Source organism: Nostoc sp. (assembly GCF_036916975.1).
In the GTDB taxonomy this organism is placed as follows: domain Bacteria; phylum Cyanobacteriota; class Cyanobacteriia; order Cyanobacteriales; family Nostocaceae; genus Nostoc.
Window position 1 is genome coordinate 107,288 of record NZ_JBALFF010000036.1, and the last position, 19,889, is coordinate 127,176.

Sequence of the window (19,889 nt, forward strand, 5' to 3'; positions counted from 1 at the left end):
TTTGTCATTTCTCCCTCATCTCCCTCATCTCCCTCATCCCCCCATACCCCTCATCTCGTTTTTACTTTGCAACTCGAACCTTATCGCCATCTTTAAGATATCCTGCACCATCAACTACAACGCGATCGCCTAATTGCAAACCACTTTTGATTTCTACTTTGTCGTCATTTGCAGGATCTCCTAACTCTACTTTCTGGCTACGGACTATATCTCCACTCGATAAGGTAAATACAATTACACTTGAGTCTGCTTGAGATTGCACTGCTTTTTGCGGTACTACCATCCTTATCCCAGAGTTAGTAGTAATTGCAGCACTAGCAAACATCCCTGGTTTAAGTAAAGTTGTTGGCGGTAAGTCAATTTTGACTGTAGCCTCTCGCCTTTGATCGTTTACCTGTGGCTGGATCTCTCTGACTCGTCCCTGCGATCGCACGCGCTGATCGACATCTGAAGTAATTTGCACAGATGCACCAATTTTCACTTGATTTAGTTGAATTTCAGCCACCTTCGCCTGAAGTTCTAACTTTTCATCTCGGATAATCGAAAATAGCTTTTGTGTGCCACCAATGACGGTTCCCACCTGGGTTTGTGGCGGTACACCAGTCACATCACCAACTCTGGCCAGTTTCTCAGCAATTACTCCAGCAACCGGCGATCGCACCACAGTTTGTCCCAACTGAGTTTGTAGTTGTTGCACTTTAGCAGCACTGTTTTTGATATCGGCTCTGGCTTTGTTGATGATAGCTTGGGCGCTGCCGATATTAGCTTGGGCGCTACGTACATTTTCTTGGGATAGATTCACAACTTCTATCGCAGTTTTCACAGCGTAGGAACGAGTATCGAGTTCTTGCTTACTAATCGTCCCAGAATCAGCGAGTTGTTTATAGCGCTGATAATTCTTCGCTGCTTCTTCTAACTTCGCCTTAGCTTGAGCTAAATCTGCTTTTTTTTGCTGGACTATGGCTTTATTTGATGCCAAATCTGCCTGTCTAGCTGCTAAATCTGCTTGTTTTGATTCCACATCTGCTTTTGCTTGGCTAATTTGGCTTTGCAATATCGAACCATCCAACACCGCTAACACTTGGTCTTTTTTGACAAAAGCCCCTTCTTTTACATTTTCCGGGATACTTTTGATTTGTAAGCCGTTTGTCTGCGATAACACCGGAATTAAATCGCCTGCTGCTACAGTCCCAGTAGTTTTCAGGGTACGGAAAACACGGGCGGATTCTACTCTGGCGATGGTAACTGTCATTGCTGGGTTAACTTTTTTATCCGCTACCGCGCTTTGTTGACGGGATGGAACACGACTTAATACACTCATTCCACCAAAGGCGATCGCAATTCCTAAACCAGCCCCTAAGAATAATGGCTTCAACCAAGCAGGACTTAGTTTTTTATCTGATTTGCTTAAAAAGGTAGCATCTTCAGATGTTACAGGTTTATTCACCTCGACTTCTGAAACACTTTCATCGCTCACAGTCCTACCTCCACTTTCGGTCTATGCATCCCAAGCTTGCTATTTTCTTAAGAAAACTTGAAGTTTATTTACTTCATATCAACTATGACGCATTTCATAGTAAATGTCTTTTATATACCAACGTCTCTAATAGAACAAGCTTGCTAAGAGTAATTACTAAGCAAACAGGCTGAAAAAAATTATGTAAATTATCACACAAAAAATTAGCTTATCTCATTTAGCTACTCAAGGTCACACATAATATGTATTTAGATCACCGTCAAGCAATGGTTAGATATGAAAAACTAGTGAAGCTAATCTAGATTGATCTAATTTCAAACCCAGCCTTTTATGTATAAACTTATAGCAAATAAATATTTTTGTACGGCATCGATAATTCCTCTGAAGCCTTTGTGTCACTAGGAAACCATTCTCTACCATGCAATTTAGGCATAAGACAAGCTAGCGTCCACAGCTACATATAAGTTACAAAGGAGCAAAATCTATTGTTCTAAATTCATGTGAGTTCGACGAACGTCTCCTACCCAGCCTCCCTGCAAGGGGGAAGCAATGAAATAATCAGGTTTTTAAGCCTCTCTCCTACAAGCAGAGAGGAATGGAAGTAAGGAGAAATTCCAGCAAGGGTGAGCCTGATTATGGAATTTTGAAATCAAATCAATAAATAATTGGTATTTACCAGAGTAACCAGATATGTTCAATGCCACTGAAATTTTAATTGATGCCTTTGTAAATGAAATTCGAGACGGTTACCGTCGCACCTACGGCTGCTTCAAAAATGATTATCAAGATATTATCGCCTGGGCTGGTAATATGGCTTTAGAAAACATTGCCAATAGCGACGCTCTTTATCACAATGTTGAACACACAGTACTTGTAACCCTAGTGGGGCAAGAAATCTTACGTGGCAAACACATTAGGGAAGGCGGTGTTTCTAGTGAAGACTGGCTGCATTGTATCATTTCCTTGCTGTCTCATGATATTGGCTACGTTAAGGGAGTTTGCCGACAAGACCGAGAGACAGCAGGTTTATATGCCACAGGTAAAAATGGCAAAATGATTTCTGTAGCTCCTGGGGCTTCTGATGCGAGTCTGACACCGTATCATGTTGATAGAGCCAAGCTTTTTATTGATGAGCGTTTTGGAGGTCACAAGTTAATCGATGCTGAGGCAATTAAGAGCAATATTGAATTGACTCGATTTCCTGTGCCTGCGGCAGAAGATCATCAAGATACAAGGTGTTTTGCAGGATTAGTCCGGGCTGCTGATTTGATTGGTCAACTAAGCGACCCGCGTTACCTGAAGAAAATTACTTCTTTATTTTACGAGTTTGAAGAAACTGGTGTAAATAAAGTTTTAGGATATAAAACCCCTGCTGATTTACGGAATAACTACGCTAAGTTTTACTGGAATGGCGTCTACCCCTATATCCAAGAGGGGCTACATTATCTATCACTGACACAACAGGGAAAACAAATTCTGGCTAATCTCTACTCAAACGTGTTTGTTGTGGAACATGAAAAACAACAGGAAGAACAGCAGCGCTATTTAGAGAAGTTAGGAGTTGGGAATTAAGAGTTATTCAATTTTGGATTTTGGATTTTAGATTTTAGATTTTTCCTTCAATCCAAAATCCCAAGTTGCATTGGGAGTTCAGAATTATTAATGATGGATTATGAATTAAGATAAAAGTTTAATAACTCATAACTCATAACTCATAACTTCTAACTCCTATGGATTGGTGGCGACGACTGAAAAAAAATCCTTTGGCACAATTTGGGGCAATTTTGCTGTTAATTTTCTACATAGCAGTAATTGCAGCAGATTTCGTGGCTCCTTATGACCCCTATGCTTCACAGCCCAATGGTTCACTGCTTCCACCAACTAAGATACATTGGGTTTCTAAGTCAGGACAGTTTATCGGGCCGTATATTTATCCGACGACTCAGGGAGACACAAATTTAGAAACAGGCGATCGCAAACTCATTGTAGACTTGACAAAGCCCTCACCCCTGCGTCTATTTGTCTCCGGGCCAGAATACCGATTGTTGCAGATGAGTTTGCCATTACCCCCAAAGTGGGATGAGGTGACAATCTTTCCTGGTATTCCCTTAAATTGGCATTTATTTGGCACAACAACTGGCGCCAACTTCAACATCTTGGGGACTGATGACCAAAGCCGCGACCAATTTAGTCGCCTCTTGCATGGCGGTCGCATCAGTATGTTTATCGGAATTTTTGGCATTATCATTACCTATCCCCTCGGTTTGATTATCGGGGGAATTTCCGGCTATTTCGGTGGTGTGACTGATAGCGTCATCATGCGCTTGGCAGAAGTGCTAATGACTTTCCCTAGTATTTATCTTTTGGTGACTTTGGGGGCAGTCTTACCACCTGGTTTAAGCAGTACCCAGCGCTTTTTGCTGATTGTGGTAATTACTTCGGTTATTAGCTGGGCTGGTTTAGCACGGGTGATTCGAGGACAGGTACTATCAATTAAAGAGCGAGAATTTGTCCAAGCAGCACGGGCGATGGGCGCAAACCCAATTTATATCATCCTCCGCCACGTTTTGCCGCAAACGGCTAGTTATGTAGTTATCTCTGCTACTCTTGCAATTCCTAGCTTTATTGGCGCAGAAGCGATATTGAGTCTCATTGGTTTGGGTATTCAACAACCGGACCCCTCTTGGGGCAATATGCTTTCTCTAGCTAGCAATGCTTCAATTTTGGTACTGCAACCTTGGTTAATCTGGCCGCCTGTTGTGCTGATTATCCTGACAGTGTTAGCATTCAACTTACTCGGTGATGGGCTAAGAGATGCACTCGACCCTCGTAGTTTAAATAGAAGATAAGCTCTTAGAATAGCAAATGCGATCGCCGAAATTAGTCCGCGAAGGCGGACGAAAGCCTGTGTAGCCGCGAATTCTATTCGCCCGGTATCTTTGCTGCTTGGATGTTGGGGAGTAATTTCAGTCTTCTGTTTAAAAGCGAAAGCGAGTAATAGTTTTATGGCTTATAGCGAGTTTAGTTTAGCTAAAGCAAAACAAGAGTTTAGTTTAACCACATTAGAAAAACGTGATATTTTCGCTGAAGCTCCTGAATTAGCAGCGAGTAATTTACTTGTAGAAACACTCAATTATAACCTGGCGATCGCTTTAGGTAGTAATAGTGAAAAAGCGCGTTCTGAGTTAATTATTGCTCCAATTTTAGTTGATTTACGCCGACAATTACGAGAACAAATTGGTTTATTTTCTGGGGTAGATTTCACTGTCGATAATAGCAAAGGATTAAACGGTACTTGCGATTTTATTATTACTAAATCTCCAGAAATTCTAATTTTAACAGCACCAGTAATTACAGTTGTAGAAGCTAAAAAAGAAAATATTAATGCGGGTTTGGGTCAGTGTGCGGCGGAAATGGTAGCAGCCCAAATTTTTAATCAGCAAGCTGCAACTGAAATTAAAACAATTTACGGAGCAGTCACAACGGGCAGTATTTGGCAATTCCTCAAACTAGAAGCACAAACATTGACCATTGATTTAAGCGAATATTATCTGAAAGATGTGAATAAAATTCTTGGGATTTTAGCCAGTGGTATTTCTCAATAAAATATCAAAATAACCCCACCCAATAGAGACGCAAAGCTTAATCCCAAGACTGTAATCACTGGGATTATGTCACGAATGAATTTGTTTAGATTGTCTCAATAACCAAAAACGCTATATTTACGAATTCCGTTAGCGACGCAGAAGCGTCATTACGAATTACGAATTATCTTAACAACTCCTTGCTAAGGGACTTCCAACAAATAAATTACCACAAGAAGTAGTTGAGTATTTTTTTATTTGGAAGTCCCTAATACCGAATTCGCGGATCTACATAAGCATTTAGAATATCAATCAAAATACTAGCGCTAACAACGATCGCACCAAAAAATACTAGCACTCCCTGAACTGTGGGATAATCGCGATCGGCGATCGCTTGATAAAGTCGATTAGCTAACCCAGGCCAAGAAAATGTTACCTCTGTCAAAATCGCCCCACCTAACAGAGATGCAAATGTTAACCCCAAGACTGTAATTACTGGAATTAAAGCATTCTTTAAAGCATGGGAGGCTAAAATCTTATTTTCCCCAATCCCTCTAGCTCTAGCCGCTTCTACATAATCGGCTTGCAAGGTTTGCTTTAAATTCACTCGCACAATTCGCTCAAAAATCCCACTCAGCAAAATTCCTAAAGTGAGACTTGGTAAAGCAAGATGGTGCAAAGATGTAAAAAACTGAGTGAGATTTCCACCGAGTAAGCTATCAATTGTATACAATCCAGTGACAGTAGTGGGAGCCGGAAGATTGGGCGGAAAGCGGTTGGAATTAGGAAACCAACCCAATTGGACAGAGAAAATCAACTGTAAAAGCATCCCCGCCCAAAACATCGGGAGTGCGTAAGTGATAATCCCAAATAAACGCCCACCGACATCAAAATATGTTCCAGGACGAGAAGCCGAAAGAGTACCAACCGCAATTCCAACGATGAGTGCAACTCCCATACTACATACTGCTAACTCCACTGTCGCCGGGAAATATTGTCCAATTATGTCCCAAACATTCTGTCCGCTACTCAACAAAGAAGTTCCCAAATCAAAGCGCAACAAATTTCCCAAATAATTTAGGTACTGTAGCCACAGAGGAAGGTTTAGACCTAGTTGTTTTCGCAATTCTTCTTTAACAGCTTCTGGCGCACGTCCGCCGAGAATTGCATCTGCTGGATCTCCTGGTGTTGCTCTTAGTAAGAGAAATACAATAGTGATGATCGTTAATAGCTGAAGTGGCGCGAGAAGCAAGCGAGAAACAATGTAATACTGTAAAGCTTTAGAGCGAGACATAAGCAATTGAAAATTATAAATAAATGCAGTTTTTGGACTTATCTTAGCTATTAACTAGATAAGTAAGTAGGCGTAATTAAATATAAGATAAAACCTCACCCTCAATTCCTCTCCTTATGAAGGAGAGGGAAGCCGGATTGAGGGTGAGGTTTTATATTTAATTTGACCCACCTACTTATATTGAACATGAAATATTTTATTTAAGAGTCATTAGTCAATAATCATTATTAATGATTAATGACTAATGACTACTTTTTAATTGTTTGGTAAAGCAAAATTTGAGTGGGATTAAGTTGTACGCTGTTAACACCTTTTTGGGCAAATACATAGTCTTTACTTTGCCATAAGGGAACGTAAGGTACATCAGTAGTTACTTGTGTTTGAATTTCTGTAAAAATTTTCTGACGCGCTTCGGGGTTTTGTTCTTTGCGTTGCTGATCAATCAGTTTATTAATGCCTTCGCTATAGTAGAATGAACCCTGAGTTTGACTGCCTCCATCTTCGCATCCTTTAGCAACTGAACCTTTGTCACAAGCCAAAAATGGCTGGACATAATTATCTGGATCTAAAAAATCTGGATACCAATCGAGTAAAGCTGCTGGATATAATCCCTTAGCAATGTCTTTGAAAAAGGCTGGGCCTTCGGCGGGGGTGACTTCAAATTGTAGTATTCCATCCATTTTGACATCGACAAGAGATTTGAGTGTCTGTGCTGCCAAACTACGAGTAGGTGAACTAGAAGGATACCAAACTTGCACTTTTGCAGGATTTTCTTTAGAAAAACCAGCAGTAGTTAACAATTTTTTAGCTTGATCAAAGTTAGCATCACCATATTTTTCTTTAAATAATGGCACAGAAACTTTAAATGTTGTAGGAATCATACTATAAAGTGGATCTGCTTGACCAAGTAACGCCCGCTCATTTAAAAGTGGACGGTCAATTATTGATGCGATCGCTTGTCTTACCTCTAATTTATCTAAAGGCTTTTGATTCCGGTTTAATACCAGATAGCTTACTACACTACCCTCAGCTGCGATCGCTTGCCAATCCCCTTTTTTACCACCTTCTTCTAAGCTGCGATTTTGATCTGGCTGTAGTGACAGATAAGCTACATCGATTGCGCCTGTACGGAAAGCATTAAACAAATTAACCGGACTTGTTTGAATTTGCAGGTTAACACCCTTGTTAACTGGTTTTTCTCCCCAATACTTATCAAACACATCAAATCTGATTGAATCAGTACCATACTGTGCTAATTTGTAAGGCCCAGTCCCTACAAAGATATTCGGCTTGAATTTACCAGCACCAAGTTCGTAAGCTTTTGGTGAAACTGCACACACCCCAGAAAACGCCAGCAATGAAGGAAACGGTGCAAAGGGCTTTTTCAGCTTAAAGGTTAATTCATACTCACTTGTAGGTTTTACCGAATCTACTATATCAGTTAGTAAGAATGAGGGTTTTCCTTTATTTTGAATAAAGCGTTTGATGGTAAAGGCCATTGCTTGGGCGTTGAACGGAGTCCCATCGTGAAAAATTACTCCCTGGCGTAAGGGGATGGTATAAGTTAAGCCATCTTGACTGACTTTAGGTAATGCTGTAGCTAGCTGCGGCTTAATTTCCGTACTTCCTGGTTCGTAGTTGTAGAGGCGATCGCTCATATTAAACACCAAACCTAAAGATGCTAACTCATAAGCATCAGCCGGATCAAGGGTTCTTGGTTTCGCTGTTGTACCTATAGTAATCCGACCATCTCCTGTAGCGCTATTCACAGAACCCGATGGTGTCGTAGTTACCTGTGGACGAGGAGCGCAACTAACAACTAAAAATAAACATAGACAGAATAAAGATAGGAATTGTGTAATCCGACCCCACCGTTTTACGGACAAGGAAAACCAGGTCATACAGTTAAATTTTATGTAATTAGCGGTGAGTGATTTTACTATATATTCGTTAGTTTTATAGCAATTTTTACAATTAGTTACTACTTTACCCACTTTTTATAGAGTCTAGATACTCTCGATTAAACCAAATTTTGCCTGATGAAAAATGGATTGTAACAAAGCCTATGATGAATACACAAACTGCAACACATGACAAAGACACAGCAAAAACGATATCTATTGAGTCTAAGTTAGCTAAAAGATGAATTACTTCTAAAACTTTAAATTTACATTAATTATTTCGATAGAATCATTCAAACTGTTAGACTTGACCGTTCAAAATTTTGAAAAGTAAAGTCAAGAGAAGAGTAGTTTAATATAAAAATTTCTTTCCCCTTATATCGTTCGCCTTTAAAGTTATCTTGTTTACTTTTTCCATTTTTTTGATCGTCGGTTCTATTAATTGTATAATTCCATTCTTTGTCGTGTATTTCCAATGCCCATTCATATAAATTTCTAATTTCGTTGCTATTATCGTAAGTTATAAGAAATTTTATTCTCTGCTTATGTCTGTTTAATATTTGGCATAGCCTAAAATGATCGTCTTTAGAAAATGAATGAACATAAAATTTATCTTGATCTGCATTGAAATAAGGAGGATCAATAAATAAAAAACATCCATCAGGTACAGATTCTATAACTTCTTCAAAGTCGAGATTAGTGATTTTAACATTTTGAAGTTTCTCAGAAGTTCGGCGTATATTTCTAGGCCAATTCTCTGGACGCATACTGTATTTTTCACCATATCCCCAATAACAGTTCTGATGCTTCATGATTCCAGAGTAGGAGGTTCTGTTGAGGTAAAACCATCTACCAGCTTGTTCTAATTTATTTTGTGGTATAAATTGATTTTTGTAATATGTATGTCTTTCTTTAGTCGCAGATTCACCTTCTAAAAATTTTATTAATTCTTCGGGTTGATCTCGAATTATTAATAAGGTATTTATTAATAATTCATCTATATCATTGAGCCAATTAATATTTACTTTATTTTTTACAAAAAAAATAGAACCACCCCCTGCAAAAGGTTCAGCATAATAGGAGTGAGAAGGAATATGATTAAGAATCAAATTACGAGCATAAAATTTGCCACCAGGATATCTAAATGGTGAGTTTATAGGTTTGTTCATAATTCCCTGAAATATTCATACAATTATGTTCGGCATTTTCTAACCATAGTATATAAAAATTTCTTGTAAATTTGGTAATAAAATAAACTTATTAGTTTAAAAGGAGGTAAGTAGATTATAAGATCAAACCTCACCCTCAATCCCTCTCCTTACTAAGGAGAGGGAAGCCGGAGGCAGGGTGAGGTTTTATATTTAATTTCACCCACTTACTTATTATAATTTTCTTATTTATGGTACTGATTTAAATGAGATAAACCAGTATTTTTCCTATTAATAAGACGTAGGCAATAATAATTTAAATAGCTTTAAGTTAAAATATCATTATTTATACATTATTAGCAAATAATATACGATATCCTAAACAGCAGATTTAAAGTCTAATAGTGAGAGTAAAAGCGTGAAATATTTCTTTCTATCTGAGGGATGGGCAGTTGCTAGAGTCTGGGCATCTGATGGACTCTGGCAAATAACCGCATGGCGACGCCAACCAGATATTCAGCGAATGAATATTTGTTTAGTTGAAGAAAACGAATTGCTATGGCTTTATCGAGTTGAAGAAGCCGTTTTAACCGTGGAAGTCAAGCCAACAATACCAGTAATTGCCAGTCAGACCATAGGCCAAGTAGTACTCAAGCGTCTGATGAGCGCCGAACAGGTAATTGAACGCCTGGGTACGGCTGAGACGAAATGTCAACTGCAAAACATCCAATTGGTGGTTCAGTAGATAGTGGGGCATTGGCCACTTGTACTGAGCGAAGTCTATTGGGCATTGGTTATTAATTCTTGTCCCTCATCCCCCTCATCTCCCTCATCCCCCTCATCTCCCCGACTCCCCACTCCCCTCGTAAAGAAAAGATAAGCAAATTTAATCCCCGACAGCGATTGGTAGCGAAAAAACTTGGACATGCTACGCGATCGCATCAATTTACACGCTTGCAAACAATTCCATCAATAGTTACACTTTTTAAAACATTCTCATTTTTGCTTAGTGATGGCTACCCTACAAGGTAAACCTCCCGAAGCGAGTAAGCATTGCCTCATCTCCCACGCCGTCTAACTTATAAGACTAAGCTGTGGTAAGGTTTTGGCTGTGGCAATAACAAAAAACAAGAGAGAGTTTTCTAAGTGGCGAATTTCGTTTCTTAGAATCTCAGTAAGAAAATTGCTTTGTAAACTAACTCATCGAGGAGGAGCGTAGTCGATGGGACTACCCTGGTACCGAGTACATACAGTCGTTCTGAATGATCCAGGGCGGCTGATTTCTGTACACCTAATGCACACAGCCTTAGTAGCAGGCTGGGCTGGTTCGATGGCACTCTACGAACTAGCTGTTTTTGACCCTAGCGATCCGGTTCTCAATCCCATGTGGCGTCAAGGGATGTTCGTTCTACCCTTCATGTCGCGCTTGGGCGTTACTCAATCTTGGGGTGGTTGGAACGTTACTGGTGGACCAGCAACCGATCCTGGCTTCTGGTCATTTGAAGGCGTTGCTGCGGCTCACATCGTTCTTTCGGGTCTTTTGTTCTTAGCTGCCGTTTGGCACTGGGTTTACTGGGATTTGGAACTCTTTAGAGATCCCCGCACTGGTGAACCAGCCCTAGATTTGCCAAAAATGTTTGGCATTCACCTCTTCTTATCTGGTCTACTTTGTTTTGGATTTGGTGCTTTTCACCTCACCGGACTATTTGGGCCAGGCATGTGGGTTACTGACCCCTACGGTATAACTGGAGCAGCGCAAGCAGTCGCACCAGAATGGGGACCAGATGGTTTTAACCCATACAACCCTGGTGGCATTGTGGCTCACCACATTGCTGCTGGCGTTGTTGGTATTATTGCAGGCTTATTCCACCTGACAGTCAGACCCCCCGAACGGCTCTACAAAGCCCTACGGATGGGGAACATTGAAACAGTACTTTCTAGCAGTATTGCAGCAGTTTTCTTTGCTGCTTTCGTTGTTGCAGGTACTATGTGGTACGGTAACGCCGCCACTCCCATCGAATTGTTTGGCCCAACCCGCTATCAGTGGGATCAAGGCTACTTCCGTCAAGAAATTCAGCAGCGCGTCCAAACAAATGTTGCTCAAGGTGCAACCCTTGAACAAGCTTGGTCGCAGATTCCCGAAAAGCTGGCTTTCTATGATTACGTCGGTAATAGTCCCGCTAAAGGCGGTCTATTCCGTACAGGTCCGATGGTTAAAGGTGATGGCATTGCTCAGTCTTGGCAAGGTCACGCCGTATTCAAAGATTCTGAAGGACGGGAATTGACCGTGCGTCGTCTCCCCAACTTCTTTGAAACCTTCCCAGTGATTTTGACCGATGCAGATGGAATTGTCCGCGCTGACATTCCCTTCCGTCGGGCAGAATCTAAGTATAGCTTCGAGCAATCTGGTGTCACCGTCAGCTTCTATGGTGGCAATCTCAATGGTAAGACCTTTACAGAACCAGCTGATGTGAAGAAGTATGCTCGGAAAGCTCAAGGCGGTGAAATCTTTGAATTTGACCGAGAAACCTTGAACTCTGATGGTGTATTCCGCACCAGTCCTAGAGGTTGGTTTACCTTTGGACATGCAGTATTTGCTCTATTGTTCTTCTTTGGTCACCTCTGGCATGGCTCTCGGACAATCTACCGAGACGTATTTGCTGGTGTTGATGCCGATCTAGAAGAACAAGTTGAGTGGGGTCTATTCCAGAAAGTGGGCGACAAGTCAACCCGCCGGAAAGAAGCCCTTTAAAATACTGGGGACTGGGGACTGGGGACTGGGGACTGGGGACTGGGAAAGAAGCAAGGGAGCAGGGAGCAAGGAGTTTTCCCCTCTGCCCCCGCACCCCTCCCCTCTGCCTCTTTTCAATGTCCAATCCCTAATACCCAGTACCCAATCCCTAATCCCTCATTACTAGCTGGATAGGCAGGAGATCGTAATATGGAAAGCGTTGCGTACATCTTAATTTTTACTCTGTGTATAGGTACTCTCTTTTTTGCGATCGCATTTCGGGAACCCCCTCGCTTTGAGAAACCAAAAGATAAGTAGATCCTATATACCAGACCTTTAAGCAGATTGAATCTTAATATCCGTTGCTACGATACTTAGTAGCAACGGATATTATTTTGTGTGTCCTTTGTCCTTTGTCTCATTTATCACTATTTACAAATGACTAATGACCAATGACTAATTGTTGTGATATAATTTTCAATCTTGGAGTAAATATGTGTTAATACTAGCTTTTCTGCGCTAGGATGAAAATGGATGTTAATGTAAACTGCCATAAAAGTGTTTGCAAAACACATCGCGCTTGTCGCACAACCTTTACGGAGACTAGAACCAGGAACAAATCAGCATGGTCAATCAGAATTTAACCGCTACAGAAATTGGATTCACTCACGAAGATTTCGCTGCTCTACTTGACAAATACGATTATCATTTTAGCCCTGGTGATGTTGTCCCAGGAACAGTTTTCAGTATAGAGCCGCGCGGCGCTCTGATTGACATTGGTGCTAAAACCGCAGCATATATTCCTATACAAGAAATGTCTATTAACCGGGTAGATAGCCCGGAAGAAGTCTTACAGTCAAACGAAACACGGGAATTTTTCATCCTTACCGATGAAAACGAAGATGGTCAATTAACCCTTTCAATTCGCCGTATTGAGTATATGCGGGCTTGGGAGCGCGTGCGACAGCTGCAAGCAGAAGATGCTACTGTCCGTTCTGGCGTATTTGCAACCAATCGCGGTGGAGCATTGGTACGGATTGAGGGATTACGCGGCTTTATCCCCGGTTCTCATATCAGTACCCGCAAACCTAAAGAAGAATTGGTAGGCGAAGATTTGCCATTGAAATTCCTAGAGGTGGACGAAGAACGTAACCGCTTAGTTCTATCTCACCGTCGGGCGCTGGTTGAACGTAAGATGAACCGCCTAGAAGTCGGCGAAGTAGTAATTGGTACAGTTCGTGGCATCAAACCCTACGGTGCTTTCATCGACATCGGCGGCGTCAGTGGTCTACTACACATTTCTGAGATTTCCCACGAACATATTGATACACCTCATAGCGTGTTCAATGTCAATGATGAAGTAAAAGTTATGATCATTGACTTGGATGCAGAAAGGGGTCGGATTTCCCTATCTACCAAGCAGCTAGAACCCGAACCTGGCGACATGATTAAAAACCGGGATTTGGTTTACGATAAGGCAGAAGAAATGGCTGCTAAATATCGTGAACAGCTGTTAGCCAAGCAACAAGGTGCTACTGCTGCGGCGGCTGCATCTGCGGAAGTTGTAGCAGAAGAAGATATTCCACCAGCAGCGGAACTTGACGAAGATATTCCACCAGCAGCAGCAGCGGAACTTGAAGAAGATATTCCACCAGCAGAGGAACTTGAAGAAGATATTCCACCAGCAGCGGAACTTGAAGAAGATATTCCACCAGCGACGGAAACAGAAGAAGATATTCCAGCAGCTATTGAAGAATAATACATTTATAGTTTTACTTATTTTTAAGTAAGAGGATTAAATCATATAAAAAAGAGGGAAACCCCTCTTTTTTTATGTGGAGAATTGCTAACACTAAGGAGTTAATATAAGGATAAAAACTCATAACTCTTCACTTTTAACTAAATAAATGGAATGAAATATATATTATGGCAACTGTTAAATGTAGAAACATCACTTTTGATAATATCCAGGCAATTTTGTTTGACAAAAACGGTACTCTAGAAGATTCAGAAACCTATTTGCGATCGCTCGCACAAAGAGCAGCTAGGTTGATAGACGCTCAAGTTCCCGGTATTGGGGAACCCCTATTAATGGCGTTTGGCATCAATGGGAATATTCTAGATCCCGCCGGTTTAATATCAGTAGCGAGTCGCCGTGAAACAGAAGTTGCGGCTGCGGCGTATATTGCCGAAACAGGAAGAGGATGGTTTGAGTCCTTAAAAATAGCCCGTCAAGCTTTGGATGAAGCGGAAAAATACATTGAAAAAACTCCTTCACCTCTGTTTGTGGGTAGCTTAGACTTGTTGAAATACCTACAAAAAACTGGTTTGAAACTCGGTATCCTCTCAGCTGCAACAAGCGATGAAGTACATAAGTTTGTAGAGAATCACCAATTAAGTGATTACATCCAGTTGGAAATGGGAGTAGATGGAGGTCCGACTAAACCAGATCCAGTGCTATTTTTGCAAGCTTGCCAAGCTTTAGGAGTCCAACCAGGCACTACATTGATGGTAGGTGATTCCGTTGGTGATATGCAAATGGCGCGTGATGCTAAAGCCGCAGGTTGTATTGGTATCACTTGGGTGGGTAAGTCGGATAACGTCCAAGGTGCAGATGTGGTGATTAATCAACTTGATGAAATCCAGATTTTAAAAGATTAATTTACCAAGCGAAACCCTACCAAGAGGGCTGTCTCACCGCTACGTATCTACGTGCTTTCCCGTAATAATTTGTTAAAATTTACATAATCTATGCCTTTAGATAGATATAAAATATTTCTCATATAAATTATTATTTTTTCGAGACTAGTTGTAAAAGCAATTCTCAATATAAAAATTCAGAAGTCAGAATTCAGGAGTCAAAATCAATTAGTGGGCGATTGAGACTCGCCTATCCGTTATTGATTACTAAATCTTCTCCTTTGAAGACGCACTTGCGTTCTATTTAGTCGCCTTATTAAAGCCATTTATTCATCCGCTCGTAGACTAGCTACCGCCAGTTTTACAGAATTAAATTCTAAAATTCCCAATTTTAACTCCTGAATTCTTGTCTGATAAGTGACATACGCTGATAAATAATTAATTTCCTAGTCAGAAATTAATTGTTTTATCCTGTTTCTGTATGTGTTAACAGAGCGTATTGCACACATTTAAGAACTAGTAAAAGTCCCCAACCCCAAACATGCTGCTGGGTAAAATTTCTTTGTGTAGAAGTATCTTAGGAATTTTAAGTTTCAGCTAATGTCCACAGGAAATTACACCTTTTTGCGGAGTCCAAAACTATGAAAATTTTAACTGGCATTATTTCCAGTCTGACGCTACTGAGTTTAAATGTTGTCGGTTTATCTCAGGCACAAGCTCAAACAAAAGGATTTACGTTTCAAAAAGTTCCAGTAACTCTTTTCGGAAATGGTTGCCCAAAGGGAACAGCAGAGGGAATTTTGGTTGGAGATACTCTTTCAATAACATTTTCTGAGTTTGAAGCTTTAGCTGCACCTCCTAAAGTGGTATCAAAATCCTGTAATCTGCGGATCGGTCTGAATGTACCTTCTGGATTGAACGTTCAGCCCATTAACGTTAACTATCTTGGCTTTGCAGATGTGCCTACAGGAGGCAGTGCTAACCTGAACGTTAGAATACTTTTTCAAGGTCAAATAGTTCCAACTAACAATAATCCAAACGCAACGTTTAACCCTGGCTTCTCAGATGTTTGGAACAAAAATGTAGGTATTACATTAGGCACAATAAATGCATGTAAGAATCCAGTGAATTCGATTTTTGGTATCAATACAAATCTGACAGCAAGAGCTACAAATATACCTGTAAATCAAGAAACCCAAATCCGACTTGATACAATCGACACAACAATCGGACCTGTATTGTTCCAAATCAAGTTTGCTTTTAATCCTTGTTAGGTTTTTTGAATGCATAGTCAGTTTTGCATTTAATTTTTCTTTTTCGCAAAAGCTGATGCCTCTTTGAGGATGTTTTAAAAGTCCCAAAAAGTATGTTTTCACGTTCTCGCTCAGGTGAAGTGCGGCAAAAAATAAGGTTTCAGCTATGCACTGAGATAATTTACTTTGCTTTATCACGAAAGGAAAATACCGGTTTAAAACATCCTCTAAAGCTGCTTTACGAAAAGTTATCCAAAGATTTCTTGCAATTGCTCTGAAGAAATCTTTAGCACTCTGTTTTTAAAATAAGTATTGGCAACAAATGGCAATTCTTAAATAAATGAAATACGCTGATAAATAATTTAAAAGCCAGAAATTTATTATCCTATTTCTGTCTGCTTCAACCAGAGCGTATTGCAGACAATTAAGAACTGCCATAAGTCCCCAAACCCCAAAGAGGCTGGTGGATAAAATTCTTTTGTTTGTGTAGAAGAATCTTAGGGAATTTTAAGTTGCAGCTAATTTGTACAGGAAATTACACCTTTTTGCGGAGTCTAACAATATGAAAATTTTAACTGCCATTATTTCCAGCTTGACGCTACTGAGTTTAAATGTTGTCGGTTTATCTCAGGTACAGGCTCAAACAACAGGATTTGAGTTTCAAAAAGTTCCAGTAACTCTTTTCGGAAATGGTTGCCCAGACGGAACAGCAGAGGGGATTTTGAATGGAGATACTCTTTCAATAACATTTGATCAATTTGAGGCTTTAGCTTCACCTCCTAAGGTTGTATCAGCATCCTGCAATTTGCGGATCGGTCTGAATGTACCTTCTGGATTGAACGTTCAGCCCATTAGCGTCAACTATCTTGGCTTTGCAGATGTGCCTACAGGAGGCAGTGCTAACCTGAACGTGAAAATACTCTTTCAAGGTCAAGAAGTTCCAACTAACGATAATCCAAACGCAACGTTTAACTCTGGCTTTTCAGATGTTTGGAACAAAAATGTAGGTATTGTATTAGGTACAATAAATGCATGTAAGAATCCAGTAAGTTCGATTTTTGGTATCAATACAAATCTGACAGCAAGAGCTACAAATATACCTCCAAATCAAGAAACCCAAATCCGAATTGATACAATCGACACAACAATCGGACCTGTATTGTTCCAGATCAAGTTTGCTTTTAATCCTTGTTAGGTTTTTTAAATGCCTAATCGGCATTTAATTTTTCACAAAAGCTGATGCCTCTTAGAGGATATTTTAAAAGTCCTAGACTGCTAAGTCCCCAAACACCAAAGAGGCTGGTGGTGAAAATTCTTTTGTGTAGAAGGAAGTCTTAGGGAATTTTAAGTTGCAGCTAATTTGTACAGTAAATTACACCTTTTTGCGGAGTCTAACAATATGAAAATTTTAACTGGCATTATTTCCAGCTTGACGCTACTGAGTTTAAATGTTGTCGGTTTATCTCAGGTACAGGCTCAAACAACAGGATTTGAGTTTCAAAAAGTTCCAGTAACTCTTTTCGGAAATGGTTGCCCAGACGGAACAGCAGAGGGGATTTTGAATGGAGATACTCTTTCAATAACATTTGATCAATTTGAGGCTTTAGCTTCACCTCCTAAGGTTGTATCAGCATCCTGCAATTTGCGGATCGGTCTGAATGTACCTTCTGGATTGAACGTTCAGCCCATTAGCGTCAACTATCTTGGCTTTGCAGATGTGCCTACAGGAGGCAGTGCTAACCTGAACGTGAAAATACTCTTTCAAGGTCAAGAAGTTCCAACTAACGATAATCCAAACGCAACGTTTAACTCTGGCTTTTCAGATGTTTGGAACAAAAATGTAGGTATTGTATTAGGTACAATAAATGCATGTAAGAATCCAGTAAGTTCGATTTTTGGTATCAATACAAATCTGACAGCAAGAGCTACAAATATACCTCCAAATCAAGAAACCCAAATCCGAATTGATACAATCGACACAACAATCGGACCTGTATTGTTCCAGATCAAGTTTGCTTTTAATCCTTGTTAGGTTTTTTAAATGCCTAATCGGCATTTAATTTTTCACAAAAGCTGATGCCTCTTAGAGGATATTTTAAAAGTCCTAGACTGCTAAGTCCCCAAACACCAAAGAGGCTGGTGGTGAAAATTCTTTTGTGTAGAAGGAAGTCTTAGGGAATTTTAAGTTGCAGCTAATTTGTACAGTAAATTACACCTTTTTGCGGAGTCTAACAATATGAAAATTTTAACTGGCATTATTTCCAGCTTGACGCTACTGAGTTTAAATGTTGTGGGTTTATCTCAGGTACAGGCTCAAACACAAGGATTTCAGCTTCAAAATGTTCCAGTAAGTTTTGCGGGAAGTGGTTGTCCAGAGGGAAAAATACAGGGAGTTTTGAATGGAGATACCCTTTCAATAACATTTTCTGCATTTGAAGCTAAAGCTCCACGTTCTCAGGTTGTATCAGCATCCTGCAATCTGCGGATCGGTCTGAGTGTACCTTCTGGATTTAACGTTCAGCCGATTAACGTCAAATATCTTGGCTTTGCAGATGTGCCTACAAAAGGCAGTGCTGACCTGAACGTGAAAATACTCTTTCAAGGTCAAGAAGTTCCAACTAACGATAATCCAAACCAAAAGTTTAATGCTGGCTTCTCAGATGTTTGGAGCAAAGATGTAGGTATTACATTAAACACAATAAATGCATGTAAGAACCCAGTAAGTTCGGTTTTTGGTATCAATTCAACTCTCATAGCAAGAGCTACAAATGTACCAAGTAAACCTAAAGGTCTAGAAACCCAAATCCGAATTGATACAATCGACACAACAATCGGTCCTGTATTATTCCAAATTAAGTTTGATTTTAATCCTTGTTAGGTTTTTTTTTGCCAATAGCTACTCCCTATCTATAAAGCTGGTTTACCAACTGAATAAATCTTTGACTCTCTGTCTTGATAAATAGTTAGGTAAAGTCAAAGTAGCTGATCAATCTAACGAAATCACAATTTGCAAAACAGATGTCTTTGCATAGGTAAAATATATTTATCTGTGATTTTAAATTTTTCAAGGCTTATTATGAAGGCAATTCTGAATTGAAGAAGAATTCAGAAGCAGGAATTCAGGAGTCAGAACGAGAAAGTGGAGGGTTCAAATATTTTATTCTTGTACGCTAAATCAAACGCGAGTCCGTCTCTAAAACAGAAAATTTAGTGGGGGTATTAAACCTATTTGTTCATCTGGTGGTAGAGTAGCTAACGCTCGACTATCTGCCAGTTACACAGAATTAAATTCTGAATTCTAAGTGCTGACTCCTGAATTATTTTCTGAGAAGTCAAATAGGTTTATAACTCTGATAGCAAGAGCTACAAATGTACCTAGACGTTTAGAAGTCCAAAATACGATTTGATAAAATAGACACAACAATCGGGCGTGTATTGTTTCAAATCAAGTTTGAATTTAATCCTTGTTAAGTTTTTTAAATGCCTAGTTATTTTTGTATTTAATTTTTTCCAAAACCTGCTGTTTGTAAAGCTGTACCAACTTATCGAAAGATTTTTTCAATCGCTCTGAATAAAGCTTTGAATCTCTGTCTTAATAAATAATTGGGTCAAGCCAAAGTAGCTGATAAATCTAACAAAATCACACTTGGAAAAAAATATGTCTTTGGATAGGTAAAATATATTTTTATTTGATGGTAAAATGCTTGTAAAACTTCTTGTGAGGGCAATTCTTAATTAAAGAAGAATTCAGAAGTAAGAATTCAGGAGTCAGAACAAGAAAGTGGGGGTTCAATACCACCATTCTATTCTTGAGCGCTAAATCGAACGCGAGTGAGTGCATCTCCAAAGGAGAAGATTTAG

Annotated in this window: 16 protein-coding genes; 12 read left to right on the forward strand and 4 right to left on the reverse strand. The window is 39.8% G+C overall.

The genetic code is table 11. The features are described 5' to 3' along the window. Window positions 1–61: 61 nt before the first annotated feature. Window positions 62–1,477: an efflux RND transporter periplasmic adaptor subunit gene (locus V7K73_RS07760; RefSeq protein ID WP_334878681.1), complete on the reverse strand. Its 1,416-nt coding sequence runs from the start codon at window positions 1,475–1,477 to the stop codon at window positions 62–64. A gap of 690 nt (window positions 1,478–2,167) precedes the next feature. Here V7K73_RS07760 and V7K73_RS07765 point away from each other — a divergent pair. From V7K73_RS07765 to V7K73_RS07775, 3 genes are all read left to right on the forward strand, one after another. After that, window positions 2,168–3,049, forward strand: coding sequence for an Npun_R2479 family HD domain-containing metalloprotein (locus V7K73_RS07765; RefSeq protein WP_334878683.1), 882 nt, complete (start codon window positions 2,168–2,170; stop codon window positions 3,047–3,049). Between the two features lie 158 nt (window positions 3,050–3,207). Next, window positions 3,208–4,326 (forward strand): ABC transporter permease, encoded by a 1,119-nt coding sequence (locus V7K73_RS07770; RefSeq protein ID WP_334878685.1) that lies wholly within the window; start codon window positions 3,208–3,210, stop codon window positions 4,324–4,326. 156 nt (window positions 4,327–4,482) lie between these two features. Continuing rightward, window positions 4,483–5,082: a hypothetical protein gene (locus V7K73_RS07775; RefSeq protein ID WP_334878687.1), complete on the forward strand. Its 600-nt coding sequence runs from the start codon at window positions 4,483–4,485 to the stop codon at window positions 5,080–5,082. Between the two features lie 247 nt (window positions 5,083–5,329). Here the strand turns inward: V7K73_RS07775 and V7K73_RS07780 are convergent, their stop codons facing one another. The 3 genes from V7K73_RS07780 to V7K73_RS07790 all read right to left on the reverse strand — a co-directional run bounded on the left by V7K73_RS07780 (window position 5,330) and on the right by V7K73_RS07790 (window position 9,425). Then, a complete protein-coding gene (locus V7K73_RS07780; protein WP_334878689.1) occupies window positions 5,330–6,355 on the reverse strand; it encodes an ABC transporter permease in 1,026 nt (341 codons plus the stop codon). Between the two features lie 248 nt (window positions 6,356–6,603). Further along, complete coding sequence (locus V7K73_RS07785) at window positions 6,604–8,256, reverse strand: ABC transporter substrate-binding protein (RefSeq protein ID WP_334878691.1); 1,653 nt, start codon at window positions 8,254–8,256, stop codon at window positions 6,604–6,606. Between the two features lie 293 nt (window positions 8,257–8,549). Then, entirely contained in the window at window positions 8,550–9,425 is an 876-nt protein-coding gene (locus V7K73_RS07790; protein WP_334878692.1) for a DNA adenine methylase, read from the reverse strand. 397 nt (window positions 9,426–9,822) lie between these two features. Between V7K73_RS07790 and V7K73_RS07795 the strand changes: the two genes are divergently transcribed. The 9 genes from V7K73_RS07795 (at window position 9,823) to V7K73_RS07835 (ending at window position 18,906) form a co-directional block, all read left to right on the forward strand. Continuing rightward, window positions 9,823–10,149, forward strand: coding sequence for a hypothetical protein (locus V7K73_RS07795; RefSeq protein ID WP_334878694.1), 327 nt, complete (start codon window positions 9,823–9,825; stop codon window positions 10,147–10,149). Between the two features lie 477 nt (window positions 10,150–10,626). Further along, window positions 10,627–12,156, forward strand: a complete 1,530-nt coding sequence (psbB, locus tag V7K73_RS07800; protein WP_334878696.1) for a photosystem II chlorophyll-binding protein CP47 — start codon at window positions 10,627–10,629, stop codon at window positions 12,154–12,156. A gap of 189 nt (window positions 12,157–12,345) precedes the next feature. After that, a complete protein-coding gene (locus V7K73_RS07805; protein ID WP_084227385.1) occupies window positions 12,346–12,453 on the forward strand; it encodes a photosystem II reaction center protein T in 108 nt (35 codons plus the stop codon). A 307-nt stretch (window positions 12,454–12,760) separates the two neighbouring features. Beyond that, entirely contained in the window at window positions 12,761–13,894 is a 1,134-nt protein-coding gene (locus V7K73_RS07810; protein WP_334878698.1) for a S1 RNA-binding domain-containing protein, read from the forward strand. A gap of 167 nt (window positions 13,895–14,061) precedes the next feature. Continuing rightward, window positions 14,062–14,796 (forward strand): HAD family hydrolase, encoded by a 735-nt coding sequence (locus V7K73_RS07815; protein ID WP_334878700.1) that lies wholly within the window; start codon window positions 14,062–14,064, stop codon window positions 14,794–14,796. Between the two features lie 620 nt (window positions 14,797–15,416). Then, window positions 15,417–16,049: a DUF4360 domain-containing protein gene (locus tag V7K73_RS07820; RefSeq protein WP_334878702.1), complete on the forward strand. Its 633-nt coding sequence runs from the start codon at window positions 15,417–15,419 to the stop codon at window positions 16,047–16,049. Window positions 16,050–16,590: 541 nt separating this feature from the next. Further along, window positions 16,591–17,223 (forward strand): DUF4360 domain-containing protein, encoded by a 633-nt coding sequence (locus V7K73_RS07825; protein ID WP_334878704.1) that lies wholly within the window; start codon window positions 16,591–16,593, stop codon window positions 17,221–17,223. A gap of 204 nt (window positions 17,224–17,427) precedes the next feature. After that, window positions 17,428–18,060, forward strand: coding sequence for a DUF4360 domain-containing protein (locus tag V7K73_RS07830; protein ID WP_334878706.1), 633 nt, complete (start codon window positions 17,428–17,430; stop codon window positions 18,058–18,060). Window positions 18,061–18,264: 204 nt separating this feature from the next. After that, on the forward strand, window positions 18,265–18,906 hold the full coding sequence (locus V7K73_RS07835) for a DUF4360 domain-containing protein (RefSeq protein ID WP_334878708.1): 642 nt from the start codon (window positions 18,265–18,267) through the stop codon (window positions 18,904–18,906). Window positions 18,907–19,889: the final 983 nt, after the last annotated feature.

What these genes read in the sequence shown, in the direction of transcription:
- V7K73_RS07815 (WP_334878700.1), top strand. Translation starts at nt 14,062, where the DNA reads ATGGCAACTGTTAAATGTAGAAACATCACTTTTGATAATATCCAGGCA.
- V7K73_RS07780 (WP_334878689.1), bottom strand. Translation starts at nt 6,355, where the DNA reads ATGTCTCGCTCTAAAGCTTTACAGTATTACATTGTTTCTCGCTTGCTT.
- V7K73_RS07775 (WP_334878687.1), top strand. Translation starts at nt 4,483, where the DNA reads ATGGCTTATAGCGAGTTTAGTTTAGCTAAAGCAAAACAAGAGTTTAGT.
- V7K73_RS07820 (WP_334878702.1), top strand. Translation starts at nt 15,417, where the DNA reads ATGAAAATTTTAACTGGCATTATTTCCAGTCTGACGCTACTGAGTTTA.
- V7K73_RS07785 (WP_334878691.1), bottom strand. Translation starts at nt 8,256, where the DNA reads ATGACCTGGTTTTCCTTGTCCGTAAAACGGTGGGGTCGGATTACACAA.
- V7K73_RS07835 (WP_334878708.1), top strand. Translation starts at nt 18,265, where the DNA reads ATGAAAATTTTAACTGGCATTATTTCCAGCTTGACGCTACTGAGTTTA.
- V7K73_RS07830 (WP_334878706.1), top strand. Translation starts at nt 17,428, where the DNA reads ATGAAAATTTTAACTGGCATTATTTCCAGCTTGACGCTACTGAGTTTA.
- V7K73_RS07765 (WP_334878683.1), top strand. Translation starts at nt 2,168, where the DNA reads ATGTTCAATGCCACTGAAATTTTAATTGATGCCTTTGTAAATGAAATT.
- V7K73_RS07805 (WP_084227385.1), top strand. Translation starts at nt 12,346, where the DNA reads ATGGAAAGCGTTGCGTACATCTTAATTTTTACTCTGTGTATAGGTACT.
- V7K73_RS07770 (WP_334878685.1), top strand. Translation starts at nt 3,208, where the DNA reads ATGGATTGGTGGCGACGACTGAAAAAAAATCCTTTGGCACAATTTGGG.
- V7K73_RS07790 (WP_334878692.1), bottom strand. Translation starts at nt 9,425, where the DNA reads ATGAACAAACCTATAAACTCACCATTTAGATATCCTGGTGGCAAATTT.
- V7K73_RS07810 (WP_334878698.1), top strand. Translation starts at nt 12,761, where the DNA reads ATGGTCAATCAGAATTTAACCGCTACAGAAATTGGATTCACTCACGAA.
- psbB (WP_334878696.1), top strand. Translation starts at nt 10,627, where the DNA reads ATGGGACTACCCTGGTACCGAGTACATACAGTCGTTCTGAATGATCCA.
- V7K73_RS07825 (WP_334878704.1), top strand. Translation starts at nt 16,591, where the DNA reads ATGAAAATTTTAACTGCCATTATTTCCAGCTTGACGCTACTGAGTTTA.